Below are 18177 nucleotides of genomic sequence, written 5' to 3' on the forward strand. Positions count from 1 at the left end.
GTTTTCGAGATTGAACTTCATTCCGTCTAGCAATTCTTCAAGATCCGGGCGTGCAGCGGGGCCGTTCGAAATATCGACCAAAATCAAACTGCCGTTTGGCTGAATGCCGAATGCACCGGGCTCTGCAAACAATGTCGTTGTCTCAGCCTCTGAAAGAGGATCCGACATGTACAGACTAGGTGATCGCATCTACGTTTCGGTCAATCCAAAGCCCAAGCTATAGGTCCAACCGAACGCTTCGTTGTCGGCTAAAGCCTTTTCTTTAGAGTCGGCCGAAACGACAACCACGTCCAAGAGGCTGCTCCAATCAGCTAGTATAGCGTTCAATTTGTTGAGAAATCGTTTGCATCTGGGACAATGACGCCCGCGATAGACGAAGAACATCGTACATCGATCTTTAGGTCGACCAATCTCTATTTCGCCACCGAAGACATCAGAAACACTGATGTGCCCGACAGGAGCATTCAACTTCGGTTTTTGCAAAATGTCAGCGTCCTACTTTCACGAAGAGAGAAACTTGAACACAAACTTGGTAAGTAGGCTGATCTGACTGGTACAAATTGATTGCTAGTGCAGCATCGGCCTGTAATTCACTGGGATTTTGTTTTCAGGTGCTGGCGGCCAATAGCCCAGTGCATTATGGGGCCGCTTTGAATTGTAGTGTCGCCTCCATTGTTCGATCAGAAATTGCGCTTCGCGTAGGCTGTAGAATACTTGAACGTTGATAAACTCATCCCTGAACTGGCCATGAAGCTTTAACTGTATCCGATCTTCCGGCGGCAACCAGCAAAAGGTGCTTCTTGCCCGTTGGCTGGCGACACAGCCCGACATCCTGATACTCGACGAGCCGACCCGAGGCGTGGATGTCGGCGCCAAACGAGAGATCCAATCGTTCATTCGGTCTTATGTCGAGAAGGGGTTTGGCGTTGTCCTCATCAGTTCGGAATTCGAAGAATTGGTGGAAGGCGCCGACCGCATCGTGGTCATGCACGAGGGGCGCTCGGTCAAGGAACTGACCAACCCCGGGATTACCGAGAACATACTGGTGGGCGCGCTTGCGCATCATGAAGAAGGAATTGGTTCATGGACCGCGCAATGAAGTTGCCGCAACGGGTCGCGTCGATGCCCTTCCGCTTTCATGGCGGTATCGCCGCGTTGGTCGCCCTGCTGGTGTTCAACGCGTTTTTCACTCCCAATTTCCTGCAACTGCAGACCCTGTTTGTGAATATCAGCCAGGTTGCCACGATCGCCATCGTGGCCATGGGCATGACGCTGGTAATCGCCACGGGTGGCATCGATCTGTCGGTTGGTGCGGTCATGGCACTGGCGGGGGCGCTGGCCCCGCTGATCTTTCTGTCGGATCTGGGTGCCGCTAATCCGATGCTGGGCGTCACTTTGGCCATTGTCCTGCCGCTGTTCGTCGCGGGGTTATGCGGAGTGTTCAACGGCGTAATGGTTGCCATATTGAACGTGCAGCCCATTGTGGCAACGCTCATTCTCTTCATCTCTGGTCGCGGTATTGCCCAGGTTTTGACGAATGGGAACCTGCAGACATTTTCAAACCCGTCATTCAGTTATCTTGGAACCGGCAAGGTGCTTGGCTTGCCGTTCCAGGGTTGGCTGGCGCTGGCCATTGCCTGTGTTCTGTACTGGGTGATCACTAGAACCACATGGGGCCGCTACCTGCTGGCGATTGGTGGCAATGAACGCGCTGCCTATCTGTCGGGTGGTCCCGTACGAAGGGTCAAGATCGGGGCCTATGTCGTCTGCGCGGTGCTTGCGGGGCTGGCCGGTCTGATTGTGGTTGCGATCAACTCGGCCTCGGACGCCGCGCGCAACGGCAATCTGATGGAGCTTGATGCCATCGCAGCCGCGGTTGTTGGCGGAGCTCTTTTGCAAGGCGGGCGGGCGCCGATCTTTGGTGCCATACTGGGTGCTGTCATCATCCAATTGGTCAAATATACACTATTGGCTAACGGGGTAGAAGACGAAGTCGCACTAATCGCCAAAGCCGCCATCATTATCCTGGCCGTTTGGGTCCAACAGTTCCGGAGGGCTTGATTGATGTTGGATGAAACGGCTTTTGACCTGCGAAAGTACCTTCGGCGCAATTCGGCTTCGGTGACGGTGTGGCTCGCACTGCTGGCTTTGATCCTGTTCGGGTTGATGCGCTATGAAAACTTTGGCAGCGCCTACAATTTCTCGTCTTTCTTGAACTACAACGCGATGTTCATCGCGATTGCACTGGGCATGTGTTTCGTGATCATGACCGGCGGGATTGATCTGTCGGTAGGATCCGTTGCGGCCTTTACGTCGGTTGTTGCGGCCTATCTCAGCCCATACGGGATTCAGGTTGCGTTGCCGGGGGCCGTTCTTGCCGGGGTTGGTTTCGGGGCGATCAACGCCTTTTGCATAATCATCCTTCGAATCCCGCCCTTCATCGCCACACTGGCGACCATGTTGGCCGCCAAAGGCGGGGCATTGGTGATTTCGGACGCCCAAACAATTTCGGTCGATTGGGGGTCGAACTTCACCAAGCTTGGCATGGGGCAGGCGTTCGGCCTGTTTCCATGGGCAATCGTCATCGTGGCCGGACTGACGCTGGTACTTTGGCTGGTGTTGGAAAGAACAACCATCGGGCGAACGGTGTTGGCGATTGGTGGCAGCGAGGATGCCTCAAACCTCATGGGTCTGAAGGTCAATCGCGCTAAGGCTTTCGTTTACCTGCTGTCGGGCGGCTGTGCGGGGCTCGCCGGAGTCTTTCTGGCCTCGGGTTTTGGAGCCGGACAACCCCTTGAGGGCATCGGATGGGAATTATCGGCCATCGCGTCCGTCGTGGTGGGCGGCACTTTGTTGACGGGTGGGATGGGTTCGATCCCTGCGACGGTGGCCGGTGCGCTGTTGCTGGGGCTGGTCTTCAACGTTCTAAACTTTGAAAACGGTCAGGGCACCATCAGTTTCAGTGCCTATTGGCAGATGGTAATTCGTGGAGGCTTTCTATTTGCGGTCATCCTTTTACAGTCTCGGGTTATTGCCAGGCAGCAGAAGGTCTTGGGTCAATGAATCGCATAGAAAGTGTATCAGCGCGGCTGTTCAACGTTCCGCTCGCCGAAGTCCTAGTCGATGCCAAACATGGGGATCACACGTTTTTTCAACTGATCACAGTTACTATTCAAACCTCGGATGGGGTCGAGGGGGTCGGATATACTTATACGGGGGGCAAGGGTGGTCATGCCATCCTGGCGATGATCCAGCATGATCTGGCACCGTTCCTTGTAGGACAAGACGCTGAACAGATCGAAAGCCTATACGATGCCATGCAGTGGCATGTGCACTACGTCGCGCGGGGCGGGATCGCCTCGTTTGCCATCTCGGCCGTGGATATTGCATTGTGGGACATTCGGGGCAGAACACAAAATGCGCCATTGTGGCAGATGGCCGGCGGAGCGTCCAAACGGTGCAAGGCCTACGCCGGTGGGATCGACCTGAATTTCTCGTTAGAGAAACTGCTGCGCCAGACCGAAGGGTACCTTGCGCGAGGGTTCAACGCAGTCAAGATCAAGGTCGGTCAACCAGACCTGGCCGACGATCTTTCACGTGCCCGGGCAGTGCGCGAGATGCTGGGCCCGGACCGTTTCTTCATGGTCGATGCGAATTACTCTATGAGCGCCGAAGAGGCCATCGTGGCTGCCAGAGGGTTTGCCGACTGCGATATTTTGTGGTTCGAGGAACCGATTGTTCCAGACGACTACAAAGGTTATGGCCGAATAGTCGAAGCGACGGGCGTTCCCCGCTATGGGTGAGAACCTGCACACCATACACGAATTCGAATACGCCTTTGATGACGCGAAGCTGAGTTTCATCCAGCCCGATGCCTCAAACTGCGGTGGGGTAACCGGCTGGCTGCGCGTGGCCGCGCTAAGCGCACAACACGGCATTCCGGTTTGCAGTCATGGGATGCAGGAACTGCACGTCAGCCTTGTTTCTGCGCAACCCAACGCGGGGTGGCTGGAAGTACACTCATTTCCGATAGACCAGTACACGACCCGTCCGCTGGTTGTGGAAGACTGTCTGGCCGTAGCCCCGGATACTCCGGGAACCGGAGTGGAATTCGACTGGGACAAACTGAATGCGGAACACAGGGAGATGCATACATGACGACCCAGACGATCTCTGCGGCGTACTACAGGGGCAACAAAAGCTTTGCCGTGGAACAGGCCCGGGCGACTGCTCCGAGCCCAAGCGAGGTTGCAGTTCGCGTTGCCTATTGTGGAATTTGCGGGACGGACATGCACGTCTACCACGGCAACATGGATGCCCGTGTCGGCCTGAACCGGGTGATTGGGCACGAGATGTCAGGTGTCGTAGAAGCGGTGGGCGAGGGCGTCGATACGGTAAAACCCGGCCAAAAGGTCGTCGTCCGACCGCTTGATCACTGCGGCGAATGCCCGGCCTGTAAACGGGGGCATCAGCATATCTGCCAGAACCTCAGGTTTCTCGGCCTCGACACCGATGGCGCCATGCAAGAGATCTGGACCGTTCCGGCCCACACGTTGCACGTTCTTCCGGATGACTTGCGCATGGATCACGCGGCGCTGATCGAGCCGGTCGCCGTTGCTTGCCACGATGTGCGGCTATCTAGCCTGCAATCTGGAGAGGACGTTGTCGTCATCGGTGGCGGCCCGATCGGCATCCTGGTTGCCATGGTTGCGCGGGACGCAGGCGGAAACGTCGTGATTTCCGAAGTGAATCCGAACCGCTTGGCCATTGCCGAAAAGCTTGGTTTTGACACGATCAACCCAATCGAAACCGATCTGGTGGCCACGATCAACGCGCGCACGGGCGACAAAGGGGCGGATGTGGTTTTCGAGGTATCGGGAACGCAGCCCGGTGTTGATGCGATGACCGCCGTTGCCGCGACGCGGGCCCGGATCGTGATGGTCGCGATCCATGCTCAAAAGCCCCAGATCGACCTGTTCCAGTTCTTCTGGCGAGAGCTGCAACTGATAGGTGCTAGGGTCTATGAGCCAGAGGATTACGAGAAAGCCATCGCAGTTGTCGCCTCGGGCGGAGTGGACGCGGATGTTGTGATTACTGGCGTCAGCCCTCTGGCAGACATTCAGGCCGCGTTTGAAGCACTGGATCGCAGTCCAACCGCAATGAAAAGCCTGATCGAAGTAGGACCGCGTTCATGAGTGTTTTGCAAAGTTTCGACCTGACGGGAAAGACGGCCCTTGTTACTGGGTGCAAACGCGGCATCGGGCGCGGCATGGCCGAGGCATTGGCATCGGCCGGAGCCGATATCATCGGAGTGTCCGCCTCGCTCGAGCTGTCCGGCTCGGAGGTCGAAAAAGCCGTCACGGCGATGGGGCGCAGTTTCCGGGCTTACCAATGCGACTTCTCGGACCGCTCCGCGCTGCATGGGTTCATTGATCAGTTGAGGGCCGACGGACAAACCCCTGATATCCTTGTCAACAATGCCGGCACGATCAAACGCAAGCCAGCCGCCGAACACCCGGACGACTGGTGGGACGAAGTGATTGAGGTCAACCTGTCCTCGCAATTCGTTCTGTCTCGCGAGATCGGCAAGGACATGCTGGCGCGCGGCTCTGGGAAGATCATCTTCACTGCATCGCTGCTGACATTTCAGGGCGGTATTACCGTGCCGGGATATGCAGCTTCGAAAGGTGGGATTGGACAACTGACCAAGGCTTTGGCCAACGAATGGGCCGGGCAGGGCGTGAATGTGAATGCGATCGCGCCTGGCTACATCGCGACCGACAACACCCAAGCCCTGCGGGATGATCCGGTCCGATCTAAGTCGATCCTTGAACGAACACCCCAGGGCCGTTGGGGTACGCCTGATGACTTTGCCGGACCGGTGGTCTTTCTGGCCTCTGCCGCGTCGGACTTCGTCAACGGTGAAATCCTTGTCGTCGACGGGGGCTGGATGGGGCGGTAGCAACGTCAACGCTCTATGTGACCCAAAGCATCAAGTCCCGATATAGTGCGCCTTCAATCGGCGAGTTTTTGGCGCCTCTCGATGTTCGAACAGGTACAGGCTTTGTACGCGACCCAGCGGAAGCTGCCCCTGTTCGACCGGAATGGATATCTGAGTTTGCGTCAACAGCGCCCGCAGATGCGATGGAGCGTTGTCGTCCTCGGTCGGGCGGTGGTGATACTTGCCTGGTGACTTTGGTACGAGTTTCTCGAAGAACGTCTCGATATCCCTGAGCACTTCGGGATCGGCATTGGCCTGCACCAACAACGCAGCCCCCGTGTGGACGCACCAAAGGGTCAGCAGGCCCGACACAAATTCATGTTCGGACACCGCTCGCTGAACGATCCCGCTGATGTCGGTGAGGGATTTGCCGGGCGTTTCAATGGACAGATCAAAAAAATCTTGCTTCATCCAGCAGGCCCTTTCATTAATTTTACGCGAAGGCGCTCAGCTTTCTACACCCCATTTGGCATTCAGCATTGGGGATCAAGCTTCTGATTTTGAACGCGTATTGACTGCACGTTCATGCAAACAGGCTTTTGAAACTGTCCACACACAGACGAAAACCATCTTCGAAGTTTCCGTTGCCGGGGTGATAAACACTCTCGAAGGAAATCACGCCATCATAGCCGTCCGATCTGAGCGCGTCCGCGATGGGTTGGAACAGAGGCGCAAGCTGACCTTCCCCCATACGGCGCACTTCCAGCGTCGCCCTCGGCGTGTCGACCTTTACGTCCTTGATGTGAATGTGACCCAAGTAGCCGCCGCGCAGTTCTTCGTAACCGTCCGGGTATGCCAGTTCATGGCACCAGCAGTTGTTTCCGGGGTCCCACAGCACTTTCAAACTGTCTTTTGCGTCCAACTCGTCGATCAGTTTGCGGGCTGTATAGTTGGAATTGACCAGCGTACCGTTTCCGGTTTCCACCACAAGCGTCACGCCCTCTGCTCTTGCCAGTTCAACCGCTGGTGCGATCAGCGGCGGCATCGAGTCCCATACCCCATGCGCTACATTCCACTTTTCAGCGCCGTTTTTTCCCCAGAGTATCTGCTCCTTTCGTTGCGTCATGATCCGAACGAGCGGAGACCCAACAACATGCGCCATGTCGATCACGCGTTTCAAAGCGTCCATGTGCCGAGTGTGCAGGTCGTCGCCGGGTCTGTTGGCAGCTGTCATCCCTGCAAAGATATGGCGTGATAGACACGACACAGGCTTGCCCCGGTCGCGCAAGAGCGCGTCGATCTCGGCAATTTCCTGCGGGGAATGGTCTCCGACCTCCGTATCGCCAACGAACTGAAGCTCTGCATAGTCCAGACCGAATTCGTCCATTACGTCCACGGCATGCCGCAGATCGCGGGAAATGCCGTCGCAAATTACACCTAATTTCATGTTCGACCCCCTCAGCGATGCAATTCAGCGCCAACAATCTCTTCGATGACGCGAGTACACACCCAGTTGTCGCCATTCGGATATTTGGTTTTTCCTGCATGAAAGATCTGCATTGCGGATGACGCTGTGTGCATGGGAACGCCCAACGCACCGGCCAGTGCCAGAGAGATCGTCAGGTCCTTGTGCATCGTTGCGATATGGCTGCCGGTGGCCTCGAACTTGCGATCAATGATGTTTTCAAGGGCGGTGTTCACGACTCCGCACCCAGCGCTGGAGGACGAGAACACATCAAGCAAGGCCTGACCGTTGACACCGGCTTTGGCCGCCAGGGCCGCAGCCTCGAACGTGGCGGAAAAGATCGATCCGATAAGGGATTGGAGGCAGGCTTTCACGGTTTGCCCGTCGCCTGCGTTTTCTCCGACCCGATGAATGGTTGCCGACACTGCCTGCATGATTTCGGCATTTCGGTCCAGCACATCCGCAGTACCGGCAGCCATCATCGTCAATGTGCCGTTCTGCGCGCCGGGAAAACCACCCGAGACCGGGGTGTCGATCAGGTGGATGCCCGAACCCTCCATGTCTTGCCCGATAGCGCTTGCTTCAGCCGGAGTAATGGTGGCCGACAGGATGACCGTTCCGCCTTTGGCCATGTTCGCAATCAGGCCATCTTCACCCAGAATGACATCGCGGGCCTGATCTCCGTTCATCACCATGACAAACACAGCGGCTGCATGACGGCCGACGTGTCCCACGCTGTCCTTGGTCAGGCCGCCCATGTCGGTAAACGCCGTCATGCGTGTCTCGCTCAGGTCGAAACCGGATGTTTCAAAGCCACTCTTGATCAGGTTCTTTGCAAGGCCGCTGCCCATGTCGCCAAGACCGATTACGCCTGCTGTTTTCATTTAGAATCCTCCCGTTTTTCCGCCATTTCCGTATGGCAGACGTTTCGAAAAATGATGCCAAATCGCATCGGTTTTCGCGGGAGTTTCACGCGTCTTGAACAGACGTCGGGCGAGTCCGGAAGACACCCCGCTGCCCGTTTACGTACCGTAAGTAAACGAAGAATGCGGCGCTCAGGCAAGCAAAGAAGTGTTGCGGGCGGAAAGAAACTGTCTGATCAGACGCGTTACGAGAACGCCGCCATGATGCCGCGTAGTTCCGCCAGCCCGCGCATTCGTCCGATCAGTGGATAGCCGGGAGTGCTGTGTCCGCCCAGATCGCTCAGGAGTTCTTGTCCGTGGTCGGGCCGCATTGGAATTTTCCAGTCGCCACGCCCTTGGGATTTGCGGCGGCGCTGTTCGTTCATCAACTCGCGAATGGTGCCGACCATGTCGGTGTCGCCCTCCAAATGCGGGGCCTCAAAAAAGTCCGGCTTCTGACTGTCTGATCCTGCGATGCGTTGGGTATTCCGCAAGTGAACAAAGTGAATCCGGTCGCCATGCCTGCGCACGAAGTCCGGCCCATCGAATTCGGGGGACACTCCCAGCGATCCGGTACACAAGGTTGCGCCGTTCGCCTGCAAATCAACCGCATCTAGAACGGTGCCGTAGTCATCGGTGCTGGACATGATCCGCGGCAGACCGAGCAACGAGAACGGCGGATCATCCGGATGACAGCACAAGCGCAGATCCAGTTCTTGGGCCACTGGGGCGACCTCAGATAAGAAGTCTATGAGGTTTGCGCGAAGCCGGTCACGGTCTATATGCGCATATGTTTGCAACAAAGCGCGCACGTCCTGCACGCTCCACTGATCGTTGGCGCCGGGCAGCCCCGCAGTGACATTGTGTTGCAACTGGGCCTTGGATTCATCCGACATGCGCAAGAAGCGATCCCTGGCCGTTTGCTGGACATCGCTGGAATAGTCTTCAGACGCGCCCGGACGTTCGAGAATATATATGTCGAAAGCAGCAAAATCGGTCAGATCGAACAGCATGGCCGTTCCGCCATGCGGCTGCGGGGCGCGAAGGGCGGTGCGCGTCCAATCAAGGATTGGCATGAAGTTGTAGCAAACGACTTTGATGCCACGGGCGGACAGGGCCCTGAGGCTGGACTTATACGCCTGCAGATGTTCGGCCATGTCTACGGATTGCGTCTTGATCGCTTCGGAGACGGGCAGGCTTTCGACAACGTCCCAACTGTACCCGGCAGCGGCCAGAACGGCCTGCCGATCGGCGATGCTCGGTTCGTCCCAGGGCTGTCCAGGGGGGATGTGATGCAGTGCGGTGACGATGCCCTGAACCCCGACTTGATGGAGATCGGCCAGGGCGATCGGATCATCGGGTCCGAACCAACGCCAGCATTGTTTCATGGCAGCCATCCTTCATGCAGCGGGTGATCGGGCCTGATGGGAAGGGCAACACGCTGCCCGGTGCGCGCCGCGTGGTAAATCGCTGTCACAAGGCCGATGGAGGCAGTGCCGTCCTGCAGCGTAACGGCCGAATTTGCCTCGGACCGCAGTGCCTTGCCGACTTCGGCAAAGAAGCCTTCGAAACCAATTGGCTCGGCGGCGGCGGCCGCAAGAGCCTCGTCGATAGCGGCTTGATCAACTGGGTCCCGCGCGACGAATGTCCAGGGCGTTTGACCCGGGGCATAGGGTTCGGAGCCGGAGGTGGCGGTCACCTTTTCAAAGACGAACCGCAGGCGGGTTTCGTCCGTGGCGGCGCCTAGTGTGATATTGCTTGTGCACAATGCTCCGGAAGTCATGCCAAAGCAGATCGCTACGCAATCTTCGGTCTCGATCGGGTTGACCCGCGTTGTAGCCATTGCGGACACCCAAGCGATATCACCCGCGATATGAGTCAGTAGATCATGGTTGTGGATGGCATGGCCCAGCACTGCGCCGCCGCGTTCACCGGCCCATGTTCCCCGCCACGGAACCGCGTAATAGTCTGCCCCTCGGGACCAATGGGTTTCAAGCGCGGCAGTTTGAACCGCTCCGGTCAGGCCTGCGCGTTGCAGGTGGCGCAATTGGGCCAGTGACGGACCCCACCGGTATTGAAAAACTGGAAACACATGCTTGCCCGCGCTGCTTGCGGCCGCCGTGATCCGATCCACATCCTGCATCGAGGTCGCAAGAGGCTTTTCGCAGACAACGTGTTTTCCTGCGGCCAGTGCGGCAAGGGTGGTCGGTACATGCAGATGGGGCGGCAGGCAGATGTCGATGACATCAATCGCCGGATCATCCAGCGCGTCTTGAATGTTGGTAAGTGCTCGAAAATTCGCGTTCTGTCGAATCTGTTCGATCCGGTCCGTATTCTGGTCGACAACGGCGGTTACGCGGAAAGTGCGGTCAAGCCGTTCCAGTGCGCTCAGATGTTGCGCACCGATACCTGCGCCAAGGATCGCAACGTTGATCATCCGCGTTCCGCCATTTCCTGCGCGTGCAGTGCCAGTTCCATGACCGTAAAGCAGTGGGTCTGCGTCATCGCGGTTTCCGTCCGGTTGCGGATGTCATCGGCGAGGCGCGAAAAGTAGGGAAGGCCGGCGTTAGATGCGTCGATCTTTTGGCAGGTTTCACCATTGACGAGGATCAGATGGTCCGTCCCTGAGGCCCCACCCACATCAACATATTTTCGCAACTCGATATAGCCTTCGGTTCCTAGGATCGTCAGACGACCATCCCCCCAGTTCGGAAGGGCATCCGGCGTAAACCAGTCAACCCGGATGTAACCGGTGCCATTCTCGCTTCGTAGATTGACCTCGCCAAAATCCTGCAATCCGGGATCGTTGGGGTTTGCGTAGTTCGCCACATAAGCGTTTGTGATTTCAGCGGTTTCCGAACCTGTGTAGTGCAAGAACTGATCGATCTGATGCGAGGCGATGTCGGTCAGAATGCCGCCATAGCGTTCACGCTGAAAAAACCATTCGGGCCGGGTTGCCCGGTTCAATCGGTGGGGGCCAAGTCCGACCGTCTGGATCACGCGCCCGATGGCACCGGCCTCGACCAACTCGGCCGCTCGGGTGCTGACGGGCGTTTCAAACCGTTCGGAAAAATTCACCGACCAGATGCGGCCGGTGTCCGTGACTGTTCGCTTGATCTGGTCGAGTTGTTCGAACGTCGTGCAGCCTGGCTTGTCGGTCATGACATCCATGCCGTTTTGCATGGCCCGGATCGTCAAGGCAGCTCTGTCTGCCGGGATTGCGGAAATCAGCGCTAGATCCGCCCCACTGGTTAGGGCGTCTTCCAGTCGGGCCAGCCGCGGAATATCGGGAAACCTTTTGACGTAGCCCGGCAGCGTTTCCGGATCGCCTTGTGTCCAGTAGCCAACGCAGTCCACGCCGATTTTACGCATGTTTTCCGTCATGCCATAGATATGTCGGTGGTCCAGGCCAAGGGCGACGCAGGTCAGGCTCATGAGATGACTCGTGTTTTCTGGCCGGTTCGATTGGCGATCTGCATCGCGTCGATGACGGCGTGGGTCAAAAGGGCACTGCGTCCGGTGGCCATGGGCCGCGTTCCACCGGCGATGGCCTCGGCGAAATCCTCGATAACCGCCTGATGCCAATCATGGGTGAACGCCATGGGATCGGCCCCTCCGCCTGTGGCGGACATTTCGCCAACCGTGGACTTCTGACCATTGAAAGCGGTCAAGGTCAGGACACCTGACTCCAGATGCGCTTTGGCGCGGGTGCCCTGGATCGTGATAGCTTCAGCGGCCCCAGGGTATTCGGCAGTAGTCGCCATCAAAGTTCCCACCGCGCCGCTATCCATTTCAAAGACTGCACCTGCCCAATCCTCGGCCTCGAGATCGTGTAGTGGAGTTTTTCTCATTACAGCCTGAATGTCCGAGATCGGCCCCAGCAGCCACATCGTGAGGTCAAGCGTGTGGATCGCCTGCGAGATCATGACACCGCCTCCGTCGCGTGCATAAGTGCCTCGACCCGGCTCGTTATAGTAGCTCTGATCGCGCCACCAGGGGACACGGATCTCCACTGTGGCGATCGTGCCCAACTCACCCTGTTCAATGGCTGATTTCAGTGCCTGCGAGGCGGCGCGGGCGCGGTGCTGAAAGACGATGCCCAGCGGCGCACCTAACACCTCGCACTGCTCGACAATGGCTGTCGCGGCGTCCAGCGTTCTTTCGATAGGCTTTTCCATCAGGATCGGTTTCGAAGCAGTCGAAAGAACCCGAACCAACTCTGTACGCTGATCAGGCGGGGTTGCGATGATCGCAAAGTCGACGTTTGAGTCGTTTGCGATTTCCTCGACCGAGCTGAACGCGCGAGTGTCGTTTCGCTGCGCGAACTCAGCTGCTTTTTCAGGATTGCGCCCGAGGACGCCAGCAAGATTGAGGCCTTGCTCCGATGCCTGAATGGCAGCGACATGCGTGCCCGAAACCATCCCCAAACCAATCAGCGCAATATTCATTCGTTCCCCCGGATCACCCGGTCAGTCTGCGGGTTCGAACGGGAAAGATGCAACCATTAAAAACTGTGCTAACAATTGCGGGCAGAAGTATCGGAGGCAGAATTGACTGGTAATTTGAATGGGATGGCAGAAGACCTATACCTGGGCATCAAGGACCTCCCGATCGTGTCTCCGCATGGTCACTGCGATCCGGGGTGGTTTGCAACCGATGCGCCGTTTCCCAACCCGGCAGAGCTGCTTGTGGTTCCCGACCATTACGTGTTCCGTATGCTCTATTCGCAGGGCGTACCCTTGTCCGAACTTGGCGTTGGGGAAGAGGGGCGAAAGAAGGATCCTCGCGCCGTTTTTCGCACCTTTGCCGAGCACTGGCATCTGTTTCTGGGAACGCCATCACGGATCTGGATGAACTATGTGTTGCATGAAACGTTGGGTGTGTCTGAGGAGTTTTCTTCGCGCACGGCAGACCTGATTTACGATGGAATCTCAGAAAAGCTGGCGCGACCCGAATTTCGTCCGAGGGCTTTGTTCGACAAGTTTGGAATTGAGGTTCTGGCCACCACGGATTCCGCTCTCGACGGCCTCGCGGAGCATCGGGATGTCCGTGAAAGCGGTTGGGGCGGGCGGGTTATTCCGACGTTCCGCCCAGACGGGGTTTTGGATGGGGCGGACCCGGAGTTCGTGCAAAACCTGAACAAGTTGGCCGAGCTGACAGGCTGCGATCTGGGCAGCTATGATGGCTACCTCAATGCGCTCCGAATGCGGCGGGCTTATTTCATCCAGCTGGGCTGTACGGCTACCGACCACGGTATCGAACGCGTGCAGACTGAGTGGCTGGACGACCCGGATGCGCTGTACCAACGGCTGAGACGGCAGGACGGGACTGAACAGGATGCTCGCCGGTTCTACGGTCATATGCTGATCGAAATGGCGCAGATGTCTGTCGATGATGGCCTGACCATGCAGATACATTCTGGCAGCAAGCGCAACACGAACGACGCGGTAATGCGGGACTTCGGACGTGACAAGGGGGCCGACATTCCAATCGCGATGGATTGGGTCACGGGCCTTGAGGCGCTGCTGAACCGGGTCGGAAACTCGCCCGAACTGCGCATTATACTCTTTACATTGGACGAAGGCACCTACGCCCGTGAACTGGCCCCTATGGCGGGACATTGGCCGTGCCTTCGGATCGGGCCGCCTTGGTGGTTCCACGACAGCCCAGCCGGGATTGCGCGGTATTTCGATCAGGTCGTTGAAACGGCCGGATACTACAATCTGGCCGGATTCAATGACGACACGCGGGCTTTTCTGTCCATTCCAGCACGGCACGACCTGTGGCGACGGGGTGTTGCGATTCATCTGGCCGAGCAGGTTGCGCGCGGTTACTTCGGTCGGGACAGTGCCGAGCATTTGGCGCGGCTGCTGTCGGTCGATCTGGCGAAACAGGTTTACGGATTGCAAAGCTAGATGGGTACTATTCTTCACTTCGGCCTTGGAAACTTCGCCCGGGCGCATTTGCTGGACTACACCGATCAAGCTGGCGGATGGGACGTTGTCGGCGTCAGCCTGCGTTCATCCTCGGTTAGGGATGGATTGGCGCGACAAGGTTTCGAGTACGATTTGTGCGTGCAGGGGCAGGGCGTCCGGCGCATCAAAGCTCTGCGGGACGTTCTGGTCGCGCCCAAGGATCGCGCAGCGATTTTCGATGTGATGGCGAATGCCGAGATCATTTCGGCGACCGTCACCGAGAAAGGCTACCATTTGGACGCCGCGGGCAATCTGAACCATCAGGACCCGGCGATTGCCGCCGATCTGGCTGGGCAGGGGCCTTCGACGCTGATCGGGTTTCTAGCTTTCGGCCTTGCGGGACGGCGCAAGCCTGTGACGGTGCTAAGCTGCGACAACCGAATGGAAAACGGCAAAACGTTAGAAACGGCAGTTGCCGATTTTGTGGAAGCAGCCGGGTTGGACGTGGATTGGGGTGCCGTTCGCTTCCCCAACGCGATGGTCGACCGGATCACCCCGGCCACCACGGACGCCGTTCGCGCAATCAGCGGCGATCCTATGGCTGTTCCGACCGAGGCGTTCTCGGAGTGGGTGATCGAAGACAATTTCGCCGGTCCTCACCCGGATTGGCCGGGCGTGCAATTGGTCGATGACGTAGCCCCGCACGAGATGCGAAAGCTGCGCATGCTGAACGGTGCCCATTCCCTGTTGGCTTATGTCGGGTTGGAGCGAGGCCTGACCTACGTTCACGAAGCGGTTCGAGACCCGGTTTTGCGCCCGCTGGTTTCCGAGTTGATGAAGGATGCGGTCGCAACGCTACCAGCAGCACTACAAGCACAAGCTCCGGATTATGCCGAGGCTCTGTTGCGCCGTTTTGAAAACCCCGAGCTGGCGCACCGTCTGGACCAAATCGCAATGGATGGCAGCCAGAAGCTGCCGTATCGGTTTGTTCCCACACTCCGTGGGACCGGCTCTCAGGCGGTGATTGCGGGGATGCGGGCCTGGATCTCCTATTGCATGTCCGAGACCGCCAAGGGCAGGGCGCTGAGCGATCCTTGCGTGTTGGAAATCGCCTCGGCTGTCAAGCAGCCAGATCCGGTAGTGCCGCTGTTGCGTCTTGTCGGTGCCGAAGATCTCGCGCCACTTATCCGGGAATGATCGCGCCGCGGAACTGAACGACGGTGGACGCCAGATTGTGTCCGGCCATCAGGGCCTCGGCCTGCGATTTTCCCGTCAGTAAGGCCGCGAGGTACCCACCGTTGAAACTGTCGCCCGCCGCTGTGGTGTCCAGCACATTTTTGGCAGGTTCATAGGTTTGGTCAATGTTCTGACCGATGGACAGAGGGCCATTCTCTCCGCGTTTCAAGGCACCGACACCGTGATGATCGGTAAATCGTGCCGCCACCTGATCCGCGCTTTCCCCGAACAGCGCCATCTCGTCGTCAATGGACGGTAGGGCAATATCCGCACGCTGCCAAAGCCTTTGGTTAATCTGCCGGGCGTGTTCGACGCTGTCCCAAAGACGCGGACGAAAGTTGCTGTCATAGACCAACCTGACTGAAGAGCCTTCGAGCCAATCCAGAAGCGCAAGCCTCACAGATTGCGGAAGAATGGCCACCGAAATCCCTGACAAGTACAGCACATCGTAACCGTTCAGAAGGCTGAAGTCGTGATCAGCAAAAAGCTGGCGGGCGGCCGCCTCGCTGCGCCAATAGGTAAAGCTGCGTTCACCGTCCGCAGATGTCGTGATCGCGTATAATCCCGGCGAGGCGTTCGGAATGATGCGGATGCCAGATGTCCCGATGCCATGACTGGCGATAAAGCCGGCGATGCGCTCCGAGAATGGATCGTCGCCCAAACATGTCACATACTCCACCTGCAGATCCGGAGCGGTGCGGTGCATGTAGATGGCCGTGTTCAGCGTATCGCCCGCGACGCCCACCTTTGCGCCGGTCTCTAGCATGGACAACTCGATCATTGCTTCACCGATGCAGGCAATTCGCGTCATTTCTTTTCTCTTTTCCAGATGATGAGCCCGGCGACCATGATCAGCGCAGCCCCTGCCAACGTGAATGCGTCCGGTACCGTGTCAAAGAACAGATAGCCCCAGATCGCTACGTAGATCAGGAATGAATAGGTGAATGGCATCAACTGGTTCGCAGTTCCGAACCGATGCGCGTTCGTCAGCAGTTGATGCCCGCACCAGCCAAAGACGCCAAGGCTGATCAGGACAATCAGACTCCACGTGTTTTCCGGCTGGACCCAAAACCAGATGGCGAAGGGCAGCAGGACCACCGTCCCGGTAAGCCCCAGGTAGAATTGCATGGTGTCCACGGCAACAACCCCGGACAGCCTGCGCGTCATGATCGAGTACAAAGCCAAAGCGGTGGCATTGTAGACGATCAGCAGCATGGTCGGATGAAAGGCCGAACCAAACGGCCGCACGACAACCAACACCCCCAGAAAGCCCAGTATGATAGCCGCCCAACGCCATGGACCCACGCTCTCTTTCAACACGAAGACGGACAGGAAGCACACGATGACCGGGCTTGAGAACATGATTGCCGACACGACGGTTAGAGGCAAAAACCGCAGGGCATAAAAATTGAAAACGGTCGCCGAGATCAACAGTAATGCCCGGCTAATGACCTGCCATGGATGGTCGGTCTTGAACCGGTTGGCCTCAATCCCGCCCTTGGCGATCACCCCCACTGAGATCACGAAGTGCCCCGCATAGCGCATAAACGCCAACTGAAATGCCGGCACGCCCGCCAACGCCAACCATTTGGCCCCAAGGTCAACCAGCGAAAAGAACAGCCACGCCGTCAGCATCAGCACGATGCCAAGGCGCGGCAGGTCCGCATTCGGGTTGGCGGTGACGGCCATCGATCAGGTGTTGAAACGCTTGACGTAGTAGTCAACCATCTGGCTGACCATGTCATCCGCCTGACCGTGGTCGCGCGCGTCATTCAGCGCCGAAAGCGCGCACTGCGACATCACGCTGGTGACGCCTGCATCGCGTGCCATACGGTCATAATACCCGAGGTCTTTTGCCGCGTTCTTGATGGCAAAGGCCAGCTGGTTTGGATCATTCTCGACGCCGTAGGCTTTGACGAAATCCATCATTCCGGAATGCAGCGGCCCAGCGGCCATAACGTCATACACCTGCTTGCGGTCAACTCCGGTGATATCTGCCATGGCGAAGGCTTCGGCCATCGCGTTTGCGACGGTCATTCCGAAGAAGTTGTTGATCAGCTTGATCGTGTGTCCGGAGCCGACGGGGCCAAGGTAGAAAACGTTTTCGCCCAAATCCTTCAGTGTCGGTTCAGCCTTGTCAAAGGCAGCTTTGTTACCGGACGTCATGATGTTGAGTTTGCCTTCTAGCGCGTGCGACGGCGTCCGACCGAGCGGCGCATCCAGATAGCTTCCGCCGGCTGCGGCAACCTCCTCGGCCAAGGCGCGTGTGCTGCCTGGAAGCGAGGTGCCAAAGTCGATGACGATTGCCTCGGGTTTCAATCCCGCGATCACTCCATCTGCGCCGCGCATACGGCTTTCGACCTGTTCCGAGGTGCCCATGCACAACATCACGATGTCGCTGGCCTGAGCCAGCTCTTGGGCGTTTTGCATCTCGCTGGCGCCACGGTCAACCGCGGCGTCCAGGTATGTGCGGTCGCGGTTTCCCAATACAGCGACCGAGTATCCTTGGTCCAACAGTCGGCTCACCATGGCTCCGCCCATTAGTCCCAAGCCGATAAACCCGATTGATGGTTTGCTCATTGGTTTCCCTTTCCGTGAATGTGTCTGGTTTTCATTCTTGTGTCTGGCGCGTACGGCGTTGCAGTTTGAATGCTCATATTGCCCGACGGATAATCATTGGTCTTTGGGTGTTCCGGTATTCTTGCCGGGCCGCATGTC

18 protein-coding genes and 2 pseudogenes are annotated in these 18177 nt (G+C 57.7%); 9 read left to right on the forward strand and 11 right to left on the reverse strand.

The features are described 5' to 3' along the window. Window positions 1-567: 567 nt before the first annotated feature. Window positions 568-750 (reverse strand): annotated as a pseudogene (locus ACR3FB_RS05795) (integrase core domain-containing protein); the annotation flags it as partial. Window positions 751-763: 13 nt separating this feature from the next. On the opposite strand from ACR3FB_RS05795, the gene ACR3FB_RS05800 reads away from it, so the two are divergent. The 7 genes from ACR3FB_RS05800 to ACR3FB_RS05830 are packed head-to-tail and all read left to right on the forward strand — an operon-like array spanning window position 764 to window position 5962. Then, window positions 764-1099 carry an ATP-binding cassette domain-containing protein gene (locus ACR3FB_RS05800; protein ID WP_480566477.1) on the forward strand — a complete coding sequence of 112 codons (336 nt, stop codon included), beginning with the start codon at window positions 764-766 and terminating at the stop codon, window positions 1097-1099. After that, window positions 1084-2061, forward strand: a complete 978-nt coding sequence (locus ACR3FB_RS05805) for an ABC transporter permease (RefSeq protein WP_480564958.1) — start codon at window positions 1084-1086, stop codon at window positions 2059-2061. Before ACR3FB_RS05800 ends, ACR3FB_RS05805 begins: the two co-directional genes overlap by 16 nt. Before the next feature lie 3 nt (window positions 2062-2064). Next, complete coding sequence (locus tag ACR3FB_RS05810) at window positions 2065-3063, forward strand: ABC transporter permease (protein WP_480564961.1); 999 nt, start codon at window positions 2065-2067, stop codon at window positions 3061-3063. Then, the gene (locus ACR3FB_RS05815) at window positions 3060-3803 is read left to right on the forward strand and encodes a mandelate racemase/muconate lactonizing enzyme family protein (protein WP_480564964.1); all 744 of its coding nucleotides are present in this window, start codon (window positions 3060-3062) and stop codon (window positions 3801-3803) included. Before ACR3FB_RS05810 ends, ACR3FB_RS05815 begins: the two co-directional genes overlap by 4 nt. Further along, a complete protein-coding gene (locus ACR3FB_RS05820) occupies window positions 3796-4158 on the forward strand; it encodes an enolase C-terminal domain-like protein (RefSeq protein ID WP_480564967.1) in 363 nt (120 codons plus the stop codon). The genes ACR3FB_RS05815 and ACR3FB_RS05820 overlap by 8 nt, the downstream gene beginning before the upstream one ends. Continuing rightward, window positions 4155-5195, forward strand: coding sequence for a zinc-dependent alcohol dehydrogenase (locus ACR3FB_RS05825; protein WP_480564969.1), 1041 nt, complete (start codon window positions 4155-4157; stop codon window positions 5193-5195). The genes ACR3FB_RS05820 and ACR3FB_RS05825 overlap by 4 nt, the downstream gene beginning before the upstream one ends. After that, window positions 5192-5962, forward strand: a complete 771-nt coding sequence (locus ACR3FB_RS05830) for an SDR family oxidoreductase (RefSeq protein ID WP_480564972.1) — start codon at window positions 5192-5194, stop codon at window positions 5960-5962. The genes ACR3FB_RS05825 and ACR3FB_RS05830 overlap by 4 nt, the downstream gene beginning before the upstream one ends. A 30-nt stretch (window positions 5963-5992) precedes the next feature. On the opposite strand, the gene ACR3FB_RS05835 is transcribed toward ACR3FB_RS05830, so the two are convergent. From ACR3FB_RS05835 to ACR3FB_RS05865, 7 genes are all read right to left on the reverse strand, one after another. Then, window positions 5993-6412, reverse strand: coding sequence for a secondary thiamine-phosphate synthase enzyme YjbQ (locus ACR3FB_RS05835; protein WP_170677376.1), 420 nt, complete (start codon window positions 6410-6412; stop codon window positions 5993-5995). Window positions 6413-6524: 112 nt separating this feature from the next. Next, a complete protein-coding gene (locus ACR3FB_RS05840) occupies window positions 6525-7388 on the reverse strand; it encodes a sugar phosphate isomerase/epimerase family protein (RefSeq protein WP_425083453.1) in 864 nt (287 codons plus the stop codon). A gap of 11 nt (window positions 7389-7399) precedes the next feature. Further along, window positions 7400-8290 (reverse strand): NAD(P)-dependent oxidoreductase, encoded by an 891-nt coding sequence (locus ACR3FB_RS05845; RefSeq protein ID WP_480564975.1) that lies wholly within the window; start codon window positions 8288-8290, stop codon window positions 7400-7402. 224 nt (window positions 8291-8514) lie between these two features. Next, window positions 8515-9696 carry a mannonate dehydratase gene (gene uxuA, locus ACR3FB_RS05850; RefSeq protein ID WP_480564978.1) on the reverse strand — a complete coding sequence of 394 codons (1182 nt, stop codon included), beginning with the start codon at window positions 9694-9696 and terminating at the stop codon, window positions 8515-8517. Then, window positions 9693-10745, reverse strand: a complete 1053-nt coding sequence (locus ACR3FB_RS05855; protein ID WP_480564981.1) for a Gfo/Idh/MocA family protein — start codon at window positions 10743-10745, stop codon at window positions 9693-9695. Before ACR3FB_RS05855 ends, uxuA begins: the two co-directional genes overlap by 4 nt. Then, window positions 10742-11743, reverse strand: a complete 1002-nt coding sequence (locus ACR3FB_RS05860) for a Gfo/Idh/MocA family protein (protein ID WP_170677384.1) — start codon at window positions 11741-11743, stop codon at window positions 10742-10744. Before ACR3FB_RS05860 ends, ACR3FB_RS05855 begins: the two co-directional genes overlap by 4 nt. After that, complete coding sequence (locus tag ACR3FB_RS05865) at window positions 11740-12756, reverse strand: Gfo/Idh/MocA family protein (protein WP_170677386.1); 1017 nt, start codon at window positions 12754-12756, stop codon at window positions 11740-11742. Before ACR3FB_RS05865 ends, ACR3FB_RS05860 begins: the two co-directional genes overlap by 4 nt. Window positions 12757-12879: 123 nt before the next feature. Here ACR3FB_RS05865 and uxaC point away from each other — a divergent pair, with 123 nt between their 5' ends. Both uxaC and ACR3FB_RS05875 read left to right on the forward strand, forming a co-directional pair. After that, the gene (gene uxaC, locus ACR3FB_RS05870) at window positions 12880-14223 is read left to right on the forward strand and encodes a glucuronate isomerase (protein ID WP_480565940.1); all 1344 of its coding nucleotides are present in this window, start codon (window positions 12880-12882) and stop codon (window positions 14221-14223) included. Then, the gene (locus ACR3FB_RS05875; protein ID WP_480564984.1) at window positions 14224-15420 is read left to right on the forward strand and encodes a mannitol dehydrogenase family protein; all 1197 of its coding nucleotides are present in this window, start codon (window positions 14224-14226) and stop codon (window positions 15418-15420) included. Here the strand turns inward: ACR3FB_RS05875 and ACR3FB_RS05880 are convergent. The 3 genes and pseudogenes from ACR3FB_RS05880 to ACR3FB_RS05890 all read right to left on the reverse strand — a co-directional run. Continuing rightward, window positions 15407-16270, reverse strand: coding sequence for a sugar kinase (locus ACR3FB_RS05880; RefSeq protein WP_480564987.1), 864 nt, complete (start codon window positions 16268-16270; stop codon window positions 15407-15409). The two genes, ACR3FB_RS05875 and ACR3FB_RS05880, sit on opposite strands and share 14 nt — an antisense overlap. Beyond that, complete coding sequence (locus tag ACR3FB_RS05885; RefSeq protein WP_480564990.1) at window positions 16267-17148, reverse strand: DMT family transporter; 882 nt, start codon at window positions 17146-17148, stop codon at window positions 16267-16269. The genes ACR3FB_RS05880 and ACR3FB_RS05885 overlap by 4 nt, the downstream gene beginning before the upstream one ends. 3 nt (window positions 17149-17151) lie before the next feature. Further along, window positions 17152-18072 (reverse strand): annotated as a pseudogene (locus ACR3FB_RS05890) (NAD(P)-dependent oxidoreductase); the annotation flags it as partial. Between the last annotated feature and the right edge of the window lie 105 nt (window positions 18073-18177).

Source organism: Ruegeria sp. AO1 (assembly GCF_056535985.1).

What these genes read in the sequence shown, in the direction of transcription:
- ACR3FB_RS05805 (WP_480564958.1), top strand. Translation starts at nt 1,084, where the DNA reads ATGGACCGCGCAATGAAGTTGCCGCAACGGGTCGCGTCGATGCCCTTC.
- ACR3FB_RS05810 (WP_480564961.1), top strand. Translation starts at nt 2,065, where the DNA reads ATGTTGGATGAAACGGCTTTTGACCTGCGAAAGTACCTTCGGCGCAAT.
- ACR3FB_RS05815 (WP_480564964.1), top strand. Translation starts at nt 3,060, where the DNA reads ATGAATCGCATAGAAAGTGTATCAGCGCGGCTGTTCAACGTTCCGCTC.
- ACR3FB_RS05820 (WP_480564967.1), top strand. Translation starts at nt 3,796, where the DNA reads ATGGGTGAGAACCTGCACACCATACACGAATTCGAATACGCCTTTGAT.
- ACR3FB_RS05825 (WP_480564969.1), top strand. Translation starts at nt 4,155, where the DNA reads ATGACGACCCAGACGATCTCTGCGGCGTACTACAGGGGCAACAAAAGC.
- ACR3FB_RS05830 (WP_480564972.1), top strand. Translation starts at nt 5,192, where the DNA reads ATGAGTGTTTTGCAAAGTTTCGACCTGACGGGAAAGACGGCCCTTGTT.
- ACR3FB_RS05835 (WP_170677376.1), bottom strand. Translation starts at nt 6,412, where the DNA reads ATGAAGCAAGATTTTTTTGATCTGTCCATTGAAACGCCCGGCAAATCC.
- ACR3FB_RS05840 (WP_425083453.1), bottom strand. Translation starts at nt 7,388, where the DNA reads ATGAAATTAGGTGTAATTTGCGACGGCATTTCCCGCGATCTGCGGCAT.
- ACR3FB_RS05845 (WP_480564975.1), bottom strand. Translation starts at nt 8,290, where the DNA reads ATGAAAACAGCAGGCGTAATCGGTCTTGGCGACATGGGCAGCGGCCTT.
- uxuA (WP_480564978.1), bottom strand. Translation starts at nt 9,696, where the DNA reads ATGAAACAATGCTGGCGTTGGTTCGGACCCGATGATCCGATCGCCCTG.
- ACR3FB_RS05855 (WP_480564981.1), bottom strand. Translation starts at nt 10,745, where the DNA reads ATGATCAACGTTGCGATCCTTGGCGCAGGTATCGGTGCGCAACATCTG.
- ACR3FB_RS05860 (WP_170677384.1), bottom strand. Translation starts at nt 11,743, where the DNA reads ATGAGCCTGACCTGCGTCGCCCTTGGCCTGGACCACCGACATATCTAT.
- ACR3FB_RS05865 (WP_170677386.1), bottom strand. Translation starts at nt 12,756, where the DNA reads ATGAATATTGCGCTGATTGGTTTGGGGATGGTTTCGGGCACGCATGTC.
- uxaC (WP_480565940.1), top strand. Translation starts at nt 12,880, where the DNA reads ATGGCAGAAGACCTATACCTGGGCATCAAGGACCTCCCGATCGTGTCT.
- ACR3FB_RS05875 (WP_480564984.1), top strand. Translation starts at nt 14,224, where the DNA reads ATGGGTACTATTCTTCACTTCGGCCTTGGAAACTTCGCCCGGGCGCAT.
- ACR3FB_RS05880 (WP_480564987.1), bottom strand. Translation starts at nt 16,270, where the DNA reads ATGACGCGAATTGCCTGCATCGGTGAAGCAATGATCGAGTTGTCCATG.
- ACR3FB_RS05885 (WP_480564990.1), bottom strand. Translation starts at nt 17,148, where the DNA reads ATGGCCGTCACCGCCAACCCGAATGCGGACCTGCCGCGCCTTGGCATC.